Raw genomic sequence first — 17,359 nt, forward strand, 5'->3', positions numbered from 1 at the left:
CTCCGCCGCGAGTGCGGCGGAGACCCGGTGGTAGTGGCGGCGGGCGGGGCTGGTCATCGTGACTCCTTATCAGGCGCTAAAGTCGCCCAGCTCGATGTTCTCGATCAGGCAGCCGGCGCCGAAGTCCTCCACCACGTAGGCGTCGTTGGAGCTCTCGTAGTTCTCGATGCGGTTGCGCTTGGGGTTCTCGCTGACGTAGCGGCGGCGGGCGCCGTTCTGCCAATAGATCGAGAGGTTATCCAGGGTGGTGACCAGGATGGCGTTGTCGGGAAAGAACGGCACCTGGAGGCCCTGCTGTCCGCCGATACGCTTCTGGCTGATGATCACGTCCATGGCCTGCTGTTCGGTGGGCGGCTGGGTCTGGTTGATCAACGGGAAGTACTTGTCGGCCATCAGCTTGCGCCCGACGATCGCGACCAGGTCGGTGGCGTTGCGGAACCAGGGATCGATCAGCTCGTTGACCGCGTCGTAGACGACAGCGTCGAGGTTCTCGTAGTCGCCACTCTTGCCTACCTTGATGGTCCCGGCGGTAGCGCCTTCCTTGAGCACCCGGGCCGGGGCCTGGGTACGGTAGTGCTGGAGCCAGCCGATGTTGACGTCTTGCAGCATCGGGTTGGTGGCGGCGTTGGTCTGAGCGGCGGCGGAGGTGCCATTGAAGCCGATCATGATCCGGTCCAGCGCCTGCTGGCGGACGATGGCGTCGCGCACCAGCTCCTGGAAGTTCGGGAACTTGGCCCAGGCGTCGAGCTTGCCGTAGCCAAGGTGGGTGTCGAACTCGGTAAGGCGGCACTCGTAGCCTTGGGAATCCAGCGTCGAGAGGTCGCGGGTCTCGCGATCCTTCTGGCTGACGTCGGTGCGTGCGGCGATCGGGCCGGAGACGCCGAGGGCGAGTTTCTCCCCCTTCAATTCGTCGACGCCGATCATGTTGATGCGGCCCAGGAAGTCACTGGACTCCTGGATACGCTTCTCCAGGCGCTGTTGGACGCTGGGGTCGACGGCGAACTTTTGACTGGCCGCTTGTACGCCATTGAGTTTCGCCACCTGGGCGGTGAAACGGTTGAAAAGGTTGCGGGTATCGTTGCGCATGAGCGGTTCGGTTCCTTAGCAGTCGGTGACGATGCTGCCGTCGTTGCCGGTGGCGCGTGAACGGTGGTGTTGCGGAGAGGGGGCGTTGTCGAGCTGGGTGTGAAGCTCGTCGAAGCGACGTTTGAGGTCGTCGTGGGCGGTCTTCAGCTCGTTGAAGGCGTCGGTGGAAGGACGTGCTTCAAGCTCGGATTCCAGCGCCTCATGACGCTTCACGAACAGCTCGAAGGTCTGCTCCAGGTCCTTGCTGAAGGCGTCGAACCCGGCCTGTGTTCTGGCGGTGCTCTTGGCGTCGTGCTTCTTGAACAGCGCGGTGATGCGCTCGGTCAGGCTGGGGCCTTTGTCGGGCTCCGGCAGCGCGTCGGAGAAGTCCAGTTCGACCTCCACGGCGGCGGTGAACAGGTTTTCGGGACGTTGCTTGCGCGCCGCCAACGGGGAGGCGCTGCCCTGTTTGGCGCTGAACTGCAGCATCTCGGTACCGAGGCTAGCGGGGCTGTCGGTAACGGCCAGGCCGACGAAATAGGCTTCACCACTGCCGGCGAAGTCGGGGTCGACCTCGATGCTGGTGTAGACCTTCTGTCGTTCGCCGTTGATCTGCTTGAGCTTGTCGGTAGGGTCGATATCCGCGAACAGGCCCAGCTTGCCGTCCTCGACCTCTTCGGCCTTCAGGGCCTTGATGTCGCCCAGGGCGGGGAAGGGGCCGTCATGGAACATGCCGCGCATGTGTTCCATCCACACACGGGCACCGTACTTCTTGGGGTCGTAATTGCCGGCCATCTGCGTGATCCAGTCACGCGAGATGATCCGGCCGTCGGTGGTGGCGCCTTCGGTGGCGACGCGGAAGAAGGGCATGGGGTGTCCTCGGTTCATGGGCTCTCGATGCTGCCGTCAGGTTCCGCCCCGTCCCCAATAGCCTCAACCATTTGCCGTTGTGACCAGGCGCTGTCACAACGCTGGCCAGGTAACGCTGAGCGATGGCGCGAGTAGGCTGGCGGCATGACTCCCACGACCGATATCAACGACGACGGCGGCCGCCTCTCCGCCCGACACCTCTACTGGACGGGGTGGCGCATTGCGCGCATCGCCGAGTTTCTCGACCTGCCTCGGGCCACCATCGACAGTTGGAAAAAGCGCGACGCTTGGGACGACGCCACACCGACGCAACGGATCGAGGGCGCGCTTGAGGCACGCATGATCCAGTTGATCTGGAAGGACCAGAAAGAGGGCAAGGACTTCAAGGAGCTGGACTTGCTGGGCAGGCAGGTCGAGCGGCTGGCCCGGGTGCACAAGTATCAGGGCAGCGGCAAGGAGAGCGATCTCAATCCCAACATCGATCGGCGCAACGCCGGGCCGAAGCGCAAGCCGAAGACTAACGACGTCGGCGACGAGGGCGTGATCCAGATCGTCGAGGCCTTCGAGGCTTCGCTATTCGATTACCAGCGCACCTGGTACCGGGCCGGCCAGCATGAGCGGATCCGCAACCTGCTCAAGAGCCGCCAGATCGGCGCCACCTGGTACTTCGCCCGGGAGGCGATCGCCGATGCCCTGGAGACCGGCAAGAACAAGATATTCATGTCGGCGAGTAAGGCCCAGGCCCACATCTTCAAGCACTACATCGTGCAGTTCGTGAAGGAGGTCACCGGCGTCGAGCTCAAGGGCGACCCGATCATCCTCGCCAATGGTGCCGAGCTGCACTTCCTGGGGACCAACGCCAAGACGGCCCAGGGCTACCACGGCGACACCTACCTGGATGAGTACTTCTGGATCCACGGCTTCGAGACCTTCCGCAAGGTGACCAGCGGGATGGCGATGCACAAGAAGTGGCGCCAGACATACTTCTCGACGCCGTCGAGCGTGGCCCATGAGGCCTACCCGTTCTGGACCGGTGAGCGCTTCAACAAGCGGCGCAAGAAGGCAGATCGGGTAAAGATCGATGTCGGCCACGCGGCGCTCAAGGACGGCGCTCGCGGGCCGGATGGCCAGTGGCGCCAGATCGTCACCATTGAAGACGCCATCGCTGGCGGCTGTGACCTTTTCGACATCGACCAGCTGCGCCTCGAGTACAGCGATGATGAGTTCGCCAACCTGCTGATGTGCGAGTTTGTCGACGATACCCAGTCGGCCTTCCCGCTGGCGATGATGCAGCGCTGCATGGTCGATAGCTGGGACGTCTGGCAGGACATCAAGCCATTCGCGCCGCGCCCCTACGGCGAGCATCCGGTGTGGATCGGCTATGACCCCGCCGGCGATGGCGAGGAGGGCGATGGTGCTGGGCTGGTGGTCGTGGCGCCGCCGCGCTCAATGAACGGTAAGCACCGGATCCTCGAGAAGCACCGCATCAAGGGCAGTGACTACGAGGCCCAGGCCGAATTCATCCGCGGCGTGACTCGCCGATACAACGTGACCTTCATCGGCATTGACACCTCGGGACTTGGCGAGGCCGTCGCCCAGCTGGTGGCCAAGTTCTTTCCCACGGTCACCCGCTACCGCTACACCCCCGAGATCAAGGCGCGCCTGGTCATGCAGGCCCAGCAGATCATCAACAAGGGAAGGCTCGAATTCGATGCCGGCTCGATGGATCTCATGCAGTCCTTTATGGCGATTCGGCGTGGGCTCACCGCGTCGGGGCGCCAGATCACCTACAGCGCAGGGCGCAACAACCTGACCGGCCACGCCGACCTGGCCTGGGCGACCATGCACGCCCTGCACAACGAACCCCTGGACGGGCCGGCGGAGCACGGCACCGGACGATCAATGATGGAGCTGTTTGGATGAGCGAGCCGCTTGCAGAGAAACCCCGGGTGCGTGTACCGGCCTACCGTGCCGACGAGGGTGGCGATAACGCCAGTACCCCGGCAAAGGCCGAGGCCTTCAGCTTCGGTGAACCGGTACCGGTGACCGATGGTTATGACTTCTTTTACACCGGGTGCTGGATGCTCGGCAGCGAGTGGTACGAGCCGCCGGTGGACTTCCCGGCGCTGGCCCAGACCTATCGTGCCACCGCCCATCACGGCAGCGCCATTCAGGTGAAGCGCAACATCCTGGTGCGCTCTTTCGTGCCGCACCCGCTGCTAAGCCGGCAGGCCTTCAGCGCGCTGGCCACCGACTATCTGGTGTTCGGCAACTGCTACCTCGAGCAGGTCCGCGGGCGCCTCGGCAAGCTGCTACAGCTGCGCCCGGCCCGGGCCAAGTACGTTCGACGTGGGGCCGACCTGGAGCGCTACTTCTGGGTGCCCAACTGGGCCGATCGCAGCGAGTTCGCGCCGGGCAGTCTGATCCACGTTCTGGAGCCGGATATCAATCAGGAGGTCTACGGGGTACCGGACTACCTGGGTGCCCTGCAGTCGATCTACCTCAACGAGAATGCCACCCTGTTCCGGCGCAAGTACTACCTCAACGGCAGTCATGCCGGCTTCATCATGTACGTCTCGGACGCGGCCCAGAACCAGAACGACATCGACGATATGCGCAGTGCCCTGAAAGAGAGCAAGGGCGTGGGCAACTTCCGCAACCTGTTCCTCTACAGCCCCAATGGCAAGAAGGATGGCATCCAGATCATCCCGATCTCGGAGGTAGCCGCTAAGGACGAGTTCGCTTCGATCAAGAACATCACCCGTGATGATCAGCTCGCCGGGCATCGTATCCCTCCGCAGCTGATGGGCATCATTCCCAACAACACCGGTGGCTTCGGCGACATCGAGAAGGCGGCTCGCGTCTTCGTTGCCAACGAGCTCGAGCCGTTGCAAGCCACCCTCAGCGAGATCAACGACTACCTAGGCGAGGAGGTCGTCAAGTTCCGGCCCTACTCACTGGACGAAGGAGAGACGACAGGGCTTGACCCAGCCCGCTAATACGAAAAAGCGCCCGAGCCGATGAGGCTGCGGGCGCGAATCGCCGTGATCGTCCCTGATCATCAACGCCTTCCTGGCGCATCCAGCGACACCGACAGCATAGCAAAAACTGGATAAATAAACAGGTGTCTGGATGGCCATGAAACCGATCCTCCCATGGATGGGAGGCAAACGCCGACTCGCCAAGACCATTCTGCCGCTGTTCCGGCCACACCGGACCTACGTTGAACCCTTCTGCGGAGGGGCGGCCATCTTCTTCATGAAGGAGCCGAGCCCCGTGGAGGTGATCAACGACGCCCACGGCGAGCTGGTGAATCTCTACCGCATCGTCAAGCATCACCCCGACGAGCTGGTGCGCCAGTTCCGCTGGAGCCTGGTGAGCCGCGAGGAGTACCTGACCCAGCGTGAGGTGGATCCTCGCCACCTGACCGACGTTCAACGTGCCGCGCGGTTCTTCTACCTGCAGAAGCTCGCCTTTGGCGCCAAGGTCCACGGTCAGACCTTCGGCACCTCGGCGACGAGCCCGCCCCGGCTCAACCTGATGCGTATCGAGGAAGACCTGAGCCAGGCACATCTTCGGCTGTCGCGAACCGTGATCGAGCATCTGGACTGGGCAGAATGCCTGACCCGCTACGACCGCCCCGAGACGCTGTTCTACCTCGACCCGCCTTACTGGGAGACCGCGGGTTACGGTACCGACTTCGGTATCGAGCAGTATGAGCGCATGGCCGAGCTAGCCCGGACCGCGAAAGGACAGGTCGTCATCAGCGTCAACGACGTGCCCAAGATGCGCGAGGTGTTTCAGGGGCTCGACCTACAGACGACGCAGCTGCGGTACACGGTGGGCCGGCAGACGACGAGCCCGAAAGGAGAGCTGATCGTTAGAAATAAGTAATTATGGGGATGTGCTAGGACGAGCCGCTTATCTAAGCGGCTCGTCTACTCGCAGCGCGCTTACCGCTGTTTCACCAGTGCAACGTTGGCAGTCAGCACTGCCTGATCGTCTACAAACTTCACATCCGCCCAACCAGCCGAGTAGGCTGCTTCTTCAAACCATGACTTAACGGCTTGTGACATTCGCTGAGCCTTGTCCTCCTGAACTGAGTTGTAGAGGCCGATGATTCTATCCCGCTCGGCAAGCTCAGAGGGGTGGTTTGGGCTCCGGTCGCTAGGATCAGGAAAGTCGTAAGGTCTTGCCATCGTTCAGTTCCTTCTGCGTAAGAATTGTTGATTGTTGCGCCTCTTATCCTTCATTGCCATGCCAAGTGTGTCAAACGGTTTGCTGCTGTCTGTCGTCTCGGTACTCAGCGCGCCGTCGACACCCCGCCCCGCCTGCGCGCTAAACCTGTCGATTTTTGGGCACCCTTGCACTCTCGCTGAGGGCGCCTGCGCTCAGGGCTTCCTGGCGCTGAGAAAGGGGCTGGGTTTCATGCGGAATCATGCGAACTCAACGAGCGCCAGAGAGGCGTGGTGGCGGAGGTCACCACCCATGGTGGCTGCTGAGAATGTGGGGGGTGCTCGGAAAAAGGTAACATTGGTAACAGGGGCGGAGAAATGACATTACGTGTATGTTTTTATTGAATAATTCTGTAACCGTAAAAAGGTCGCAAAAGGTAACGCAAAAGGTAACGCCCGGCTAACCATCTGATTTTCTTAGACTCTTGAAAACAAGAAAAATACCTTTCCAAAAGGTAACGCATCACCTTTTCATCACCTTTTTGTTACCTTTTGGACAGTCGTTTTAATTCTTTATAAATCATTGGGATAAGCGCGTTTTTCGCAAGGCGTTACCTTTGTTACCTTTTTCCGAGCCCCCCACGGATTCTGAGCCGGGGCCGCCTGTAACGCGTACGCACGCGTTCGTCACGTCCATGCTCGCGCCTGTCTCACTGACAAGCGCAACCCCTGGGGCAGGATCCGTGCCACTTTTTCTTGTTGGTACATTTTTGGTACACGACGCCGGGAAAGCCCGTGGTTGTGGGCTTTATCCCCGATCCATCATCGGCGCCACAGAGAAGCGGCGGGCCTGGGCCAGGGGATCTCGGTCAGTCATCGGCATCAAGAGGTCGGGCAGGAGAGGGCGCGTAGTGTACCAGCCCCAAGGGGGCGTTTTCATTGTTGGTGTGGTGACTGTGCGGCGGGTACGAGTCGGAGCAGAGGTGCTTCGCAGTCTGCCCCTGGCCTTGCGTTCTACCGCCAAATTGGAGCAGCGAGGAAAACTTTGCAGATGGAGGACTGCTGGCGCTGGCCTTCCGGCGACGCGAGTATCGTGGTACCGACGAGGGATTGCGCATCATCTCGGCGCGACGGGCCACCAGGCGAGAGGAGGCGATTTATGCTCAATGAGACCTTGAAAAGGCGATTGGCGAAGGACCGTCCCATGACGACAGTGACGCTGCGGGTGCCGGTTGATGTGGTGGAGTCGCTGAAGGCGATAGCGCCGCTGAAGGGGCTTCAAGGCTACCAGACGCTGCTGAAAGCCTACGTCAGCGAGGGACTGCGTCGCGATGAGGCTCGCTATCTCGATGATGGTGTGCGGCGTTTGGTGGAGGCGTTGAAGGCTCGCGGTGTGGCTCCGGAACTTATCGAGCGTGCGGTGGCTGATGCCTATGAGGAGAATTGAGTCGAGCACATCCGACTGTGCGCGTTTCGATAAGGGGGCTCAATAGCCTCCTGCAAGGAAAGGCGATATGTCAGGGGAAGGTCAGCGGGGCCGCCTCTAATGCGCACGTATGCGTTCGTCACATCCATGCTCGCGCCTGTCTCACCGACAAGCGCAACTTCAGCGGTAGGATCCGTGCCACTGTTTCTTGCTGGTGCATTTTTGGCGCACGATACCGGGAAAGCCCGTGACTGTGGGCTTTACCTCCGACCGATCGTCGGCGCCACGGAAAATCGGCGGGCCTGGGCCAGGGGATCTCGGTCAGTCATCGGCATCAAGAGGTCGGGCAGGAGAGGGCGCGTAGTGTACCAGCCCCAAGGGGGCGTTTAGGTCGTTGGGATAAGGCCGTGGTACGCCGAGCAAAAAACTTGTCAAGGTGTTAACTATGGTTAACACTTGATGGTATGAATATGATCCGCGAGACGCAGTCCTATGCTGCCTGGTTCGCCAAGCTGCGAGATCCCAGGGCCAAGGCCAGGATACTGGCTCGGCTACGGCGCGTTGAACTGGGTAACGTCGGTGACTGTGAGGCTGTCGGTGAGGGGGTCTCGGAACTTAGGATCCATTACGGGCCTGGTTACCGAGTGTATTTCGTCCAGAAGGGGCACGAACTGATCATTTTGCTGGCAGGCGGCGACAAGTCCAGCCAGGCCAGAGATATCGAACTCGCCAAGCGATTGGCGAGGGAGTTGACGGAGGCACCATGAGCACACTTCAGAAATGGGATGTCGTTGACCATCTGCAGACGGAAGAAGACATGGCCTTGTATCTTGAGGCCTGCCTTGAAGAAGGTGATCCCGCACTCGTCGTGGCGGCGCTTGGCGATATCGCTCGAGCGCGAGGCATGACGCAACTGGCGCGCGATACCGGCCTGACCCGCGAAGGGCTTTACAAGGCGCTTTCGGCCGATGGGAACCCAAGTTTTGCGACAGTCATGAAGGTCATGAATGCCCTTGGCTTCACGCTGCGAGCCGACGCTCCCTGACGCTTTCTGCGATTCAGACAAGCTATCGTCTTTTCCAAGCGCTTCCCCCCGGTGCTTGTGCTGCGGCTTTCAGGGCCTGAGGGCTGGAGAATCCAGCGCCCAGGCCGTCTGGTTTCATTGGTTGGCTCGGTTAGTGCCTACCACCGGTCGTAGACGCTTCTCTGCCCCATGTATTGCCTTTGCACAGCCCCGTGCTTCGCCCTTGCTTCGCTCCTTGTTTCATTGCTCCGGGCGGCACCGGGTTCAAGCACTTTTCGTTCTTACTGCTCCAATGTCTCCAGTATCCGCCAGGCGGCTTCGACGCGCTCGCCGTTGGGGTAGCGCTTGTTGGCGAGGATGACGATGCCCAGTTCATGCGCCGGCATAAAGGCGGCGTAGGCGCCGAAGCCGCCGGTGGAGCCGGTCTTGTGGTACCAGCGCTGGGGCTGTGGCTCGCCTGACGGCTCGAGCATGGTGACAGGCTGGGGCTCCAGCGCCATCTCTGCGGTGGTGCCGTTTTGCAGCGTATCGAGGGTCGTCGGCAGGGCGTAGCTTTCCCAGGCGAGTCCCTGCTGCATCTCGCCGACGGCGGCGTAGCCCTGGTGGGTGGCCAGCAGGGCTTGTGCCATGCGCTGGTCGTCCTGGCTGCCTTGATAGGCGTCGATATTGGCCTGAACGAAGCGTGCCAGGTCCCGTGCCGTGGTCTTGATGCCGTAGGCCTGGGTGTCCAGCGGGCCCGGATTGACGCGCACAGGCTGGTCATCGCCGTTGTAGCCCTGGGCGTAGTGGCGGGCCTGGTCGTCGGGCACCGTAAGCCAGGTGGCATCGAGGCCAAGTGTGGGCAGCACGCTGTCCTGCATCAGCTCAGCGAAGCTTGAGCCTTCGCTCTGGGCCGCGAGCAGGCCGAACAGGCCGATGCTGGGGTTCGAGTACAGGCGCTTGGTGCCGGCGGCAAAGTCCGGCTGCCAGTTCACGAAGTAGTCGTGGAGGGTGGCGTCGTCGACGCCCGCGGGAAACTGCAGCGGGAAGCCGCCGGCGGTGTAGGTGGCAAGCTCTACCATGCTGACCTCGCCTACTGGATGACCCTCGAAGTCGGGCTCGATGCTGGCCGCGCTGTCGCTCAGGGAGAAGGCTCCGCCTTGTTGCACCCAGGCGCCCAGCGCCGCGGTGAAGGTCTTGCTGACCGAGCCGATCTCGAACAGGGTGTCGTCGTTCACGGCGGCGCCGGTCGAGGTCTCCCGGCTGGCGGCGCCGTAGTGGCTCAGGCAGATGTTGCCGTGGTCGACCAGTGCCACCGACACCCCCGGGATGCCGTGGTGATCCATCAGTGCCTCGATCTGCTGGTCCATGGTCGGGTTTTCGCAGGATCGGCTACTCTGCTGCTCGACGGTACTCCGGTCGGCGTCTTTAGGCGCGGAGGCCGCCTGGGCGGAGGTGGTACCCACGGCGAAGACGAGGGGCAGAAGATGAACGGGGCGAACGGGCATGAGCGGTGATTCCGTCGTGTGGGGGTGTTGCCCGGGGCCTTGGGGCCACGGGGCAGGCGGACAGGCACAGGACGGTGCGCCTTGAGGCTAGCCGAGTCTGCTGTGCCGGCACAATCATCGCCTGAACCCGGCGGCGAGTCACCCGTGGGCTGAGGGTCGATCGTGCGGCTCTCACCTCGTTTCGTCTCGCTCTACCTCTACCGATTGCCACCTTCACCGATCGCCACCTTCACCCTGGTAGCGCCTGCTATATCGCCTCAGGCCAGGACCTTGAGGCCTCGTTGCACGGCGGGGCGTTCGAGAAACGCCTGGAGGGTGCGGTCGACGTGGGGGAAGTTGGCAAACTCGACCAGATCCCCGGCGTCGTAGCGGTAGACCAGGTTGCGTACCCAGGGAAGGATGGCGATATCCACCACCGAGTAGTCCTCGCCCATGATCCACTCGCGCTGTTCCAGGCGCTTGTCCAGCACCCCAAGCAGGCGTTTGGCCTCGTCCACGTAGCGCTGAAGAGGGCGCTTGTCCTCGAGTTCCTTGCCGGCGAAGAAGTGGAAGTAGCCGATCTGGCCAAACATCGGGCCCACGCCGCCGACCTGGAACATCAGCCATTGCAGGGCCTGGTAGTAGGCTTGGGGCGTCTGGGGTACCAGCTGGCCGGTCTTGTCGGCCAGGTACAGCAGAATCGTGCCTGACTCGAACAGTCCGATCGGCTGGCCTTCGGGGCCGTCGGGGTCGAGGATCGCGGGAATCTTGTTGTTGGGGCTGAGCGAGAGAAACTCGGAAGAGTGCTGGTCCCTGGTATCGAAGTTGACCCGGTGCGCTTCGTAGTCCAGCCCGACTTCCTCCAGCATGATCGAGACCTTGACCCCGTTGGGGGTCGGCAGCGAATAGAGCTGCAGGCGCTCGGGGTGTGTCGCCGGCCACTTGGCAGTGATGGGGAAGCGGGAAAGGTCGGTCATGGGGACATTCCTTGTGGTGAAGAACGAAGGGAGCGTGACGCTGACATCTGGTGGCTGGAAGTACGAACTGACGGTGCGAGCAAGGAGCGATCGAGACAGGCGTCGCCCTTGACCTGAACCGGGGAAAGCCGTCAGCCAACGTCTGGAGGGTAGCACCCGACGACGGATTCGAGCGTCGCCAGGCGCAGAAAGGCGCAGCTCTGGTGCATTTGGCGCTGCTGCCAAAGCGGGTTCGGGCGCGTATCGGCGGGTTCGGGCGCCTATCAGCGGGGGCTACCCCGGGCTGACTCAGGCCCTGGGTCTTGTACGAAAAGCCACCGAGCGCAGGCACTTTTCCTAGAAGCCTCACTCAGGCCGGTTGGGCCAGACGCTCTCCAGGGTGGCAAGCGCGGCCTGCAGCGGCGGCTCGCGGGTACGTTCCTTCTTCCATACAAAGCACAGGGCGCAGTCCAGCGTCACCCCCTCGACGATGGTCAGGCCGCTGCGCTGGCGCTCGGTCAAGGCCAGCGAGTCCCGGGCCAGGCTCAACCCCACCCCGGCGCGTACCAGGTCGAGCATGCAGGCCTCCTGGTCGACCTGGGCGACCCGCCGGGGCGTCTCGCCGCTGTCCTGCATGGCGCGCTTGAGCAGGCGATGGTGGACCGAGTCGGGGGGCGTGACGATCCAGGGCAGGGTGGCCAGCGTCGACCAGCGGGTGTCCTCGACCCGCGATTCCCAACCGGAGGGCGCCACCACGTAGTAGCGAAAGTGGGTCAGCTCGACAAACGCAAGTTCGCCGGCGCCGTCGGCGTGGGTGCTGCCTGTTCCGGGGGGCGCCAGATAGAAACCTGCATCCAGCTCGCCGCGCTCCACTCGCGACAGGGCGTAACCGCTCATGCCGTGGTGCAGCTCGGTCTCGAGTTCCGGGGCGCGCTCGACCAGCACCTTGAGAAAGCTGCCCAGACGGATGAACTCGGGGTCGATGATGGTGCCAATCCTCAACAGCCCACGCACCGTCGAGTGCAGCGAGCGGGCCATCTGATCGAACACCCGGGCGCTCTCCAGGGCCTTTTCGGCGGTGGGCAGCAGTGCCTGACCGTGGGCCGTCAGCTCCAGTCCCTGGGGGCGGCGGTGGAACAGCGTCAGTCCTAGCGTTGCCTGCAGCTGCTTCAACTTTAGGCTAACCGCCGGCTGGGTGAGATGCAGCGCCTCGGCGGCGCGGGAGACGCTGCCGAGGTGCGCCACCGTGACGAATGCTCGCAGCGTGGGGTAGTCCTGCATGGCGCCTTCCTTCAACAGAGCGTGTTATTTGAGAACTTTATATCTGGGTTTCAAATAACTCAATTGCTCAGATCGCCACCAGAGATAGGCTGTACAGCGACAAGACGAGCAGGCTGGGCACCTTTCCTCATACGGCCACGCTCGAATGACTTAAACAACGCTTATAAAGGAGCATCCCATGACCTCGACGATTCCTCACTTCATCGGCGGCCAGATCGACGAAAGCGCCTCCCTGGGTCATCAGGACGTCTACAACCCGGCGACCGGCCAGGTCAGCGGCCGCGTGGCGCTGGCCTCCGCCAGCGAGATCGACAAGGCGGTAGAGGTGGCCAAGGCGGCCTTCCCGAGCTGGGCCGACACCCCGCCTATCCGCCGCGCCCGGGTGATGTTCCGCTTCCTCGAATTGCTCAATGCCAACAAGGACGCCCTGGCCGAGGCGATCACCCGTGAGCATGGCAAGGTCTTCACCGACGCCCAGGGCGAGGTGGCACGGGGTATCGATATCGTCGAATTTGCCTGCGGTATCCCGCAGCTGCTCAAGGGCGACTTCACCGACCAGGTCAGCACCGGCATCGACAACTGGACCCTGCGCCAGCCGCTTGGTGTGGTCGCCGGCATCACCCCGTTCAACTTCCCGGCCATGGTGCCAATGTGGATGTTCCCGGTCGCCATCGCCTCCGGCAACAGCTTCATCCTCAAGCCCAGCCCCACCGACCCCAGCGCCTCGCTGATGATGGCGGACCTGCTCAAGCAGGCCGGGCTGCCCGACGGCGTGTTCAACGTGGTCCAGGGTGGCAAGGAAACGGTGGACGCGCTGATCGACCACCCCGACGTCAAGGCGCTGTCCTTCGTCGGCTCCACTCCCATTGCCAACTTGATCTACCAGCGTGGCGCGGCCCTGGGCAAGCGTGTGCAAGCCCTCGGCGGCGCCAAGAACCACATGGTGGTGATGCCCGACGCCGACATCGACAAGGCGGTGGACGCGCTGATCGGTGCCGCCTACGGCTCTGCCGGCGAGCGCTGCATGGCCATCAGTGTGGCGGTGCTGGTCGGCGACGTGGCCGATGACGTGGTGGCACGCGTCGCCGAGCGCGCCCGGGGTCTCAAGGTCAAGGACGGCATGCAGCTGGACGCCGAGATGGGGCCGATCGTCACCGCCCAGGCCCATCAGCGTATTACCGGCTACATCGACAAGGGCGTCGAGGAGGGTGCCGAGCTGGTGGTCGATGGCCGTGGCTTCGACAGCAGCAACACCGGTGAAGGCTGCAGCGAGGGCTTCTGGATGGGCGGCACCCTGTTCGATCACGTCACCCCGGAGATGACGATCTACCGCGAGGAGATCTTCGGCCCGGTGCTGGCCTGCGTGCGCGTGCCGGACGTGGCCACCGCCATCGAGCTGATCAATGACCACGAGTTCGGCAACGGTGTCAGCTGCTTCACCGAGAGCGGCAAGGTGGCCCGCGAGTTTGGCCGTCGCATCCAGGTGGGCATGGTCGGCATCAACGTGCCGATTCCGGTGCCCATGGCGTGGCATGGCTTCGGTGGCTGGAAGCGCTCGCTGTTCGGCGACATGCACGCCTACGGCGAAGAGGGCGTGCGCTTCTACACCAAGCAGAAGTCGATCATGCAGCGCTGGTCTGACTCCATCGAGGCGGGCGCGGAGTTCGTGATGCCGACCGCCAAATAACGCCCTGAATCGAGGGACCTGCGATGACAACCGCACAACAATACGACAGCGAGTTTGACTATATCGTGGTCGGAGCAGGCACCGCCGGGTGCCTGCTGGCCAATCGCCTTAGCGCCGACCCCAACAACCGGGTGCTGCTGATCGAAGCCGGTGGTCGCGACAACTACCACTGGATCCACGTGCCGGTGGGCTACCTGTACTGCATCGACAACCCACGCACGGACTGGCGCTTTCGCACCGATCCGGACGCGGGCCTCAACGGGCGCTCGCTGCTCTACCCGCGCGGCAAGACCCTCGGCGGCTGCTCCAGCATCAACGGCATGATCTACATGCGCGGCCAGGCCCGGGACTACAACCACTGGGCCGAGGTCACCGGTGACGACCAGTGGCGCTGGGAGCACTGCCTGCCGGCCTTCATCCAGCACGAGGATCACTATCGTCTGGACGAGGGCGGTGACGCCGACGCCGCCCACCGGGACTTTCACGGTCACGGCGGCGAGTGGCGCATCGAGAAGCAGCGGCTCAAGTGGGAGGTGCTGGACGACTTCGCCGAGGCGGCGGTCCAGGCGGGTATCCCACGGACCAAGGACTTCAACCGTGGCAGCAACGAGGGCGTCGACTACTTCGAGGTCAATCAGCGCTCCGGCTGGCGCTGGAACACCGCCAAGGCGTTCCTGCGTCCGGCGCTCAAGCGGCCGAACCTGACGCTGTGGCACTCCACCCAGGTCAATCGGCTGATCGTCGCCGGCGGCGAGCCCGATGGCGAGAAGCGCTGTGAAGGCGTCGAGGTCAAGCGCGAGGGCACCACCCAGCTGGCCAGGGCGCGCCGTGAGGTGGTGCTGTCCGCCGGCGCCATCGGCTCGCCCCAGATCCTGCAGCTCTCCGGCATCGGGCCTGGTGAACTGCTCAAGCAATACGGCATCGAAGTCGTCCACGAACTGCCGGGGGTCGGTGAGAACCTGCAGGACCATCTGCAGATACGCTCGGTGTACAAGGTCAAGGGCGCCAAGACCCTCAACACCATGGCCAGCTCCCTGTGGGGCAAGGCCGGCATCGGTCTGGAATACGTGTTCAAGCGCACAGGCCCAATGAGCATGGCGCCGTCTCAGCTCGGCATCTTCACCCGCAGCAGCGACGAGCACGAGCACCCCAACATCCAGTACCACGTCCAGCCCCTGAGTCTGGAGGCCTTCGGCCAGCCGCTGCATCCCTATCCGGCGGTCACCGCCAGCGTCTGCAACCTGAATCCGACCAGCCGCGGCAGCGTCAGGATTCAGAGCGCCGATCCGGCCCAGGCGCCGTCCATCGCCCCCAACTACCTGAGCACCGACGAGGACCGGCGGGTGGCGGCGGACTCGCTGCGCGTCACCCGCAGGATCGCCGAGCAGAAGGCGTTCGCCAGGTACGAACCGGAGGAGGTCAAGCCCGGCGTCCAGTACCAGACCGATGAAGAGCTGTGGCGGCTGGCCGGTGACATTGGCACCACCATCTTCCACCCGGTCGGAACCACCCGGATGGGGCAGGCCGACGATCCCATGGCGGTGGTCGACTCACGCCTGCGGGTGAGGGGAATCCAGGGCCTGCGGGTGGCGGACGCCGGCATCATGCCGACCATCACCAGCGGCAATACCAACTCGCCGACCTTGATGATCGCCGAGCGAGCGGCGGGCTGGATGCTCGAGGCCGCCGGCTGAGCGCCGGTGTCTTGCGCAGCAAGCGTCACAACAACAAACGATAAAGGTATCCCTGATGAACGCGCCAGAGTCCCATTCTGATCGACTCGACCTGCGGGTCTTCGTACCCGCCGTGCTGGTCATCGCAGGCCTGATCCTGCCCATCATCGTGTTCCCGGAGTCGGGGGCCGCACTGGTCAATGCGGCCTTTGCCTTCGCCACCGGGCGATTCGGCTGGCTGTATCTGCTCGCCGGCATCGCCGTGGTGGTCTTTCTGGTGGGCTTGGCCATCAGCCGCTACGGCAACGTGCGGCTCGGCGGCCCCGATGACAAGCCGGAGTTCTCCTACTTCAGCTGGGTGGCGATGATCTTTGCCGGTGGTATCGGCATCGCCATCGTCAACTGGGCCTGGGTCGAACCCATCTACTACTTCCCCGGCCCTCCCTTCGGCGTCGAGCCAAGCTCACAGGAAGCGGCCGAGTGGGCCTTGACCTACGGCCAGTTCCACTGGGGCTTCACGCCCTGGGCCTTCTATTGCCTGCCGGCTATCCCGATCGCCTACTCCATGTTCGTCCATAACCGCCCGGGCGTCAGGCTGTCCGTGGCCGCCCGCGGGGTGATGGGGCGTCATGCCGACGGCTGGTGGGGCGCGCTTCTCGATGCGGTGGTGGTCTTCGGCATCGTCGGTGGCGTCGGTACCTCGCTGGGGCTGGCGGTGCCGCTGGTATCGCAGCTGCTGAGCGGTCTGCTCGGGGTGTCACCGTCGTTCATGCTGGATATCGCGGTGCTGCTGATCTGGACCGCCATCTTCTCCGCCAGTGTGTGGTTCGGCCTGGCCAAGGGCATCAAGATCCTGTCGGACATCAACGTGCTGCTGGCGGGGGTACTGCTGGTGTTCACCCTGGTGGTGGGCGACACCCTGTTCATGGTGGAGGGCTGGGTCAACAGCCTCGGCAAGATGGTCTCCAACTTCGTGCCCATGAGCATGTGGACCGACCCGGTGGGGGACTCCAGCTTCTGGCGCGACTGGACGGTGTTCTACTGGGCCTGGTGGATCGCTTACGCCCCGATGATGGGCCTGTTCGTCGCCCGCATCTCGCGCGGTCGCACCATCCGTGAGCTGATCATCGCCGAAATGGTGTTCGGTTCCTTGGGCTGCTGGGTGTTCTTCGCGGTGTGGGGCGGCTATGCGCTGGACCTGCAGATCTCCGGCACCCTGGACGTGGCGGCCATTCTTTCGGCCGAAGGCATCCCCGCTGCGGTCGAGGCGATCCTCGGCACCCTGCCGATGTCCGGTGTGATTACCACCCTGTTCGTGCTGCTGTGCTTCATCTTCCTGGCGACGACCCTGGACAGCTCCGCCTACGTGCTGGCGTCGGTGACCTCGCGCAAGTTGTCTGGCTATCAGGAACCGCAGCGCAAGATCCGCCTGATCTGGGCGTTTCTGATCGCCGGCGTCGGGGTAGCGTTGATCCAGCTTGGCGGGCTCAAGCCGGTGCAGACCTCCACCATCGTGGTGGCGCTGCCGATGATTCCCGTGCTGGCGATCCTGGCATGGTCACTGGTGCGCTGGCTGCGCCAGGACTTCGCCAAGAAGGTCCTTGAACCCCACCTGGTTATCGAAGACGGAAAACACTGATTCACCGGGGAGGCTTCGGCCTCCTCACGTTGCCGCGCTGGCTGCGCCAGGACTTCGCCAAGAAGGTCCTTGAACCCCACCTGGTTATCGAAGACGG

Annotated in this window: 15 protein-coding genes; 9 read left to right on the forward strand and 6 right to left on the reverse strand. The window is 63.2% G+C overall.

Features of this window, described 5'->3' with window-relative positions:
- Positions 1-69: 69 nt before the first annotated feature.
- Positions 70-1,086 carry a phage major capsid protein, P2 family gene (locus RBB39_RS07840; RefSeq protein ID WP_306168989.1) on the reverse strand — a complete coding sequence of 339 codons (1,017 nt, stop codon included), beginning with the start codon at positions 1,084-1,086 and terminating at the stop codon, positions 70-72.
- Between the two features lie 15 nt (positions 1,087-1,101).
- Entirely contained in the window at positions 1,102-1,953 is an 852-nt protein-coding gene (locus tag RBB39_RS07845) for a GPO family capsid scaffolding protein (protein ID WP_306168990.1), read from the reverse strand.
- 126 nt (positions 1,954-2,079) lie between these two features.
- Between RBB39_RS07845 and RBB39_RS07850 the strand changes: the two genes are divergently transcribed.
- From RBB39_RS07850 to RBB39_RS07860, 3 genes are all read left to right on the forward strand, one after another.
- Positions 2,080-3,858 carry a terminase large subunit domain-containing protein gene (locus RBB39_RS07850; protein WP_306168991.1) on the forward strand — a complete coding sequence of 593 codons (1,779 nt, stop codon included), beginning with the start codon at positions 2,080-2,082 and terminating at the stop codon, positions 3,856-3,858.
- Entirely contained in the window at positions 3,855-4,934 is a 1,080-nt protein-coding gene (locus RBB39_RS07855) for a phage portal protein (protein ID WP_306168992.1), read from the forward strand. Before RBB39_RS07850 ends, RBB39_RS07855 begins: the two co-directional genes overlap by 4 nt.
- A 139-nt stretch (positions 4,935-5,073) precedes the next feature.
- Positions 5,074-5,829, forward strand: a complete 756-nt coding sequence (locus RBB39_RS07860; protein ID WP_306168993.1) for a DNA adenine methylase — start codon at positions 5,074-5,076, stop codon at positions 5,827-5,829.
- Between the two features lie 59 nt (positions 5,830-5,888).
- Here the strand turns inward: RBB39_RS07860 and RBB39_RS07865 are convergent, their stop codons facing one another.
- Positions 5,889-6,134, reverse strand: a complete 246-nt coding sequence (locus tag RBB39_RS07865) for a hypothetical protein (protein WP_306168994.1) — start codon at positions 6,132-6,134, stop codon at positions 5,889-5,891.
- Between the two features lie 1,135 nt (positions 6,135-7,269).
- Here RBB39_RS07865 and RBB39_RS07870 point away from each other — a divergent pair.
- From RBB39_RS07870 to RBB39_RS07880, 3 genes are all read left to right on the forward strand, one after another.
- Positions 7,270-7,557 carry a hypothetical protein gene (locus RBB39_RS07870; protein ID WP_045991842.1) on the forward strand — a complete coding sequence of 96 codons (288 nt, stop codon included), beginning with the start codon at positions 7,270-7,272 and terminating at the stop codon, positions 7,555-7,557.
- 443 nt (positions 7,558-8,000) lie between these two features.
- Positions 8,001-8,303 carry a type II toxin-antitoxin system RelE/ParE family toxin gene (locus RBB39_RS07875; protein ID WP_045991841.1) on the forward strand — a complete coding sequence of 101 codons (303 nt, stop codon included), beginning with the start codon at positions 8,001-8,003 and terminating at the stop codon, positions 8,301-8,303.
- The gene (locus RBB39_RS07880; RefSeq protein WP_045991840.1) at positions 8,300-8,581 is read left to right on the forward strand and encodes an addiction module antidote protein; all 282 of its coding nucleotides are present in this window, start codon (positions 8,300-8,302) and stop codon (positions 8,579-8,581) included. Before RBB39_RS07875 ends, RBB39_RS07880 begins: the two co-directional genes overlap by 4 nt.
- Positions 8,582-8,841: 260 nt before the next feature.
- Here the strand turns inward: RBB39_RS07880 and ampC are convergent, their stop codons facing one another.
- From ampC to RBB39_RS07895, 3 genes are all read right to left on the reverse strand, one after another.
- Positions 8,842-10,047 (reverse strand): class C beta-lactamase, encoded by a 1,206-nt coding sequence (ampC, locus tag RBB39_RS07885; protein WP_253028896.1) that lies wholly within the window; start codon positions 10,045-10,047, stop codon positions 8,842-8,844.
- A gap of 257 nt (positions 10,048-10,304) precedes the next feature.
- Positions 10,305-11,003 (reverse strand): glutathione binding-like protein, encoded by a 699-nt coding sequence (locus RBB39_RS07890; protein ID WP_045991839.1) that lies wholly within the window; start codon positions 11,001-11,003, stop codon positions 10,305-10,307.
- 345 nt (positions 11,004-11,348) lie between these two features.
- Positions 11,349-12,263 (reverse strand): LysR family transcriptional regulator, encoded by a 915-nt coding sequence (locus tag RBB39_RS07895; RefSeq protein WP_045991838.1) that lies wholly within the window; start codon positions 12,261-12,263, stop codon positions 11,349-11,351.
- Between the two features lie 178 nt (positions 12,264-12,441).
- Between RBB39_RS07895 and RBB39_RS07900 the strand changes: the two genes are divergently transcribed.
- From RBB39_RS07900 to RBB39_RS07910, 3 genes are read left to right on the forward strand one after another with little or no spacing between them, the layout of a single operon-like run.
- Entirely contained in the window at positions 12,442-13,950 is a 1,509-nt protein-coding gene (locus RBB39_RS07900; RefSeq protein WP_045991837.1) for a CoA-acylating methylmalonate-semialdehyde dehydrogenase, read from the forward strand.
- A 23-nt stretch (positions 13,951-13,973) separates the two neighbouring features.
- Positions 13,974-15,644, forward strand: coding sequence for a GMC family oxidoreductase (locus RBB39_RS07905; protein ID WP_045991836.1), 1,671 nt, complete (start codon positions 13,974-13,976; stop codon positions 15,642-15,644).
- Between the two features lie 55 nt (positions 15,645-15,699).
- Positions 15,700-17,262, forward strand: coding sequence for a BCCT family transporter (locus tag RBB39_RS07910; protein WP_306168995.1), 1,563 nt, complete (start codon positions 15,700-15,702; stop codon positions 17,260-17,262).
- Positions 17,263-17,359: the final 97 nt, after the last annotated feature.

This window comes from Halomonas sp. MMSF_3323 (genome assembly GCF_030733595.1).
In the GTDB taxonomy this organism is placed as follows: domain Bacteria; phylum Pseudomonadota; class Gammaproteobacteria; order Pseudomonadales; family Halomonadaceae; genus Halomonas; species Halomonas litopenaei.

Coding starts and splice junctions, on each gene's coding strand:
- RBB39_RS07840 (WP_306168989.1), bottom strand. CDS start 1,086: ATGCGCAACGATACCCGCAACCTTTTCAACCGTTTCACCGCCCAGGTG.
- RBB39_RS07845 (WP_306168990.1), bottom strand. CDS start 1,953: ATGAACCGAGGACACCCCATGCCCTTCTTCCGCGTCGCCACCGAAGGC.
- RBB39_RS07850 (WP_306168991.1), top strand. CDS start 2,080: ATGACTCCCACGACCGATATCAACGACGACGGCGGCCGCCTCTCCGCC.
- RBB39_RS07855 (WP_306168992.1), top strand. CDS start 3,855: ATGAGCGAGCCGCTTGCAGAGAAACCCCGGGTGCGTGTACCGGCCTAC.
- RBB39_RS07860 (WP_306168993.1), top strand. CDS start 5,074: ATGAAACCGATCCTCCCATGGATGGGAGGCAAACGCCGACTCGCCAAG.
- RBB39_RS07865 (WP_306168994.1), bottom strand. CDS start 6,134: ATGGCAAGACCTTACGACTTTCCTGATCCTAGCGACCGGAGCCCAAAC.
- RBB39_RS07870 (WP_045991842.1), top strand. CDS start 7,270: ATGCTCAATGAGACCTTGAAAAGGCGATTGGCGAAGGACCGTCCCATG.
- RBB39_RS07875 (WP_045991841.1), top strand. CDS start 8,001: ATGAATATGATCCGCGAGACGCAGTCCTATGCTGCCTGGTTCGCCAAG.
- RBB39_RS07880 (WP_045991840.1), top strand. CDS start 8,300: ATGAGCACACTTCAGAAATGGGATGTCGTTGACCATCTGCAGACGGAA.
- ampC (WP_253028896.1), bottom strand. CDS start 10,047: ATGCCCGTTCGCCCCGTTCATCTTCTGCCCCTCGTCTTCGCCGTGGGT.
- RBB39_RS07890 (WP_045991839.1), bottom strand. CDS start 11,003: ATGACCGACCTTTCCCGCTTCCCCATCACTGCCAAGTGGCCGGCGACA.
- RBB39_RS07895 (WP_045991838.1), bottom strand. CDS start 12,263: ATGCAGGACTACCCCACGCTGCGAGCATTCGTCACGGTGGCGCACCTC.
- RBB39_RS07900 (WP_045991837.1), top strand. CDS start 12,442: ATGACCTCGACGATTCCTCACTTCATCGGCGGCCAGATCGACGAAAGC.
- RBB39_RS07905 (WP_045991836.1), top strand. CDS start 13,974: ATGACAACCGCACAACAATACGACAGCGAGTTTGACTATATCGTGGTC.
- RBB39_RS07910 (WP_306168995.1), top strand. CDS start 15,700: ATGAACGCGCCAGAGTCCCATTCTGATCGACTCGACCTGCGGGTCTTC.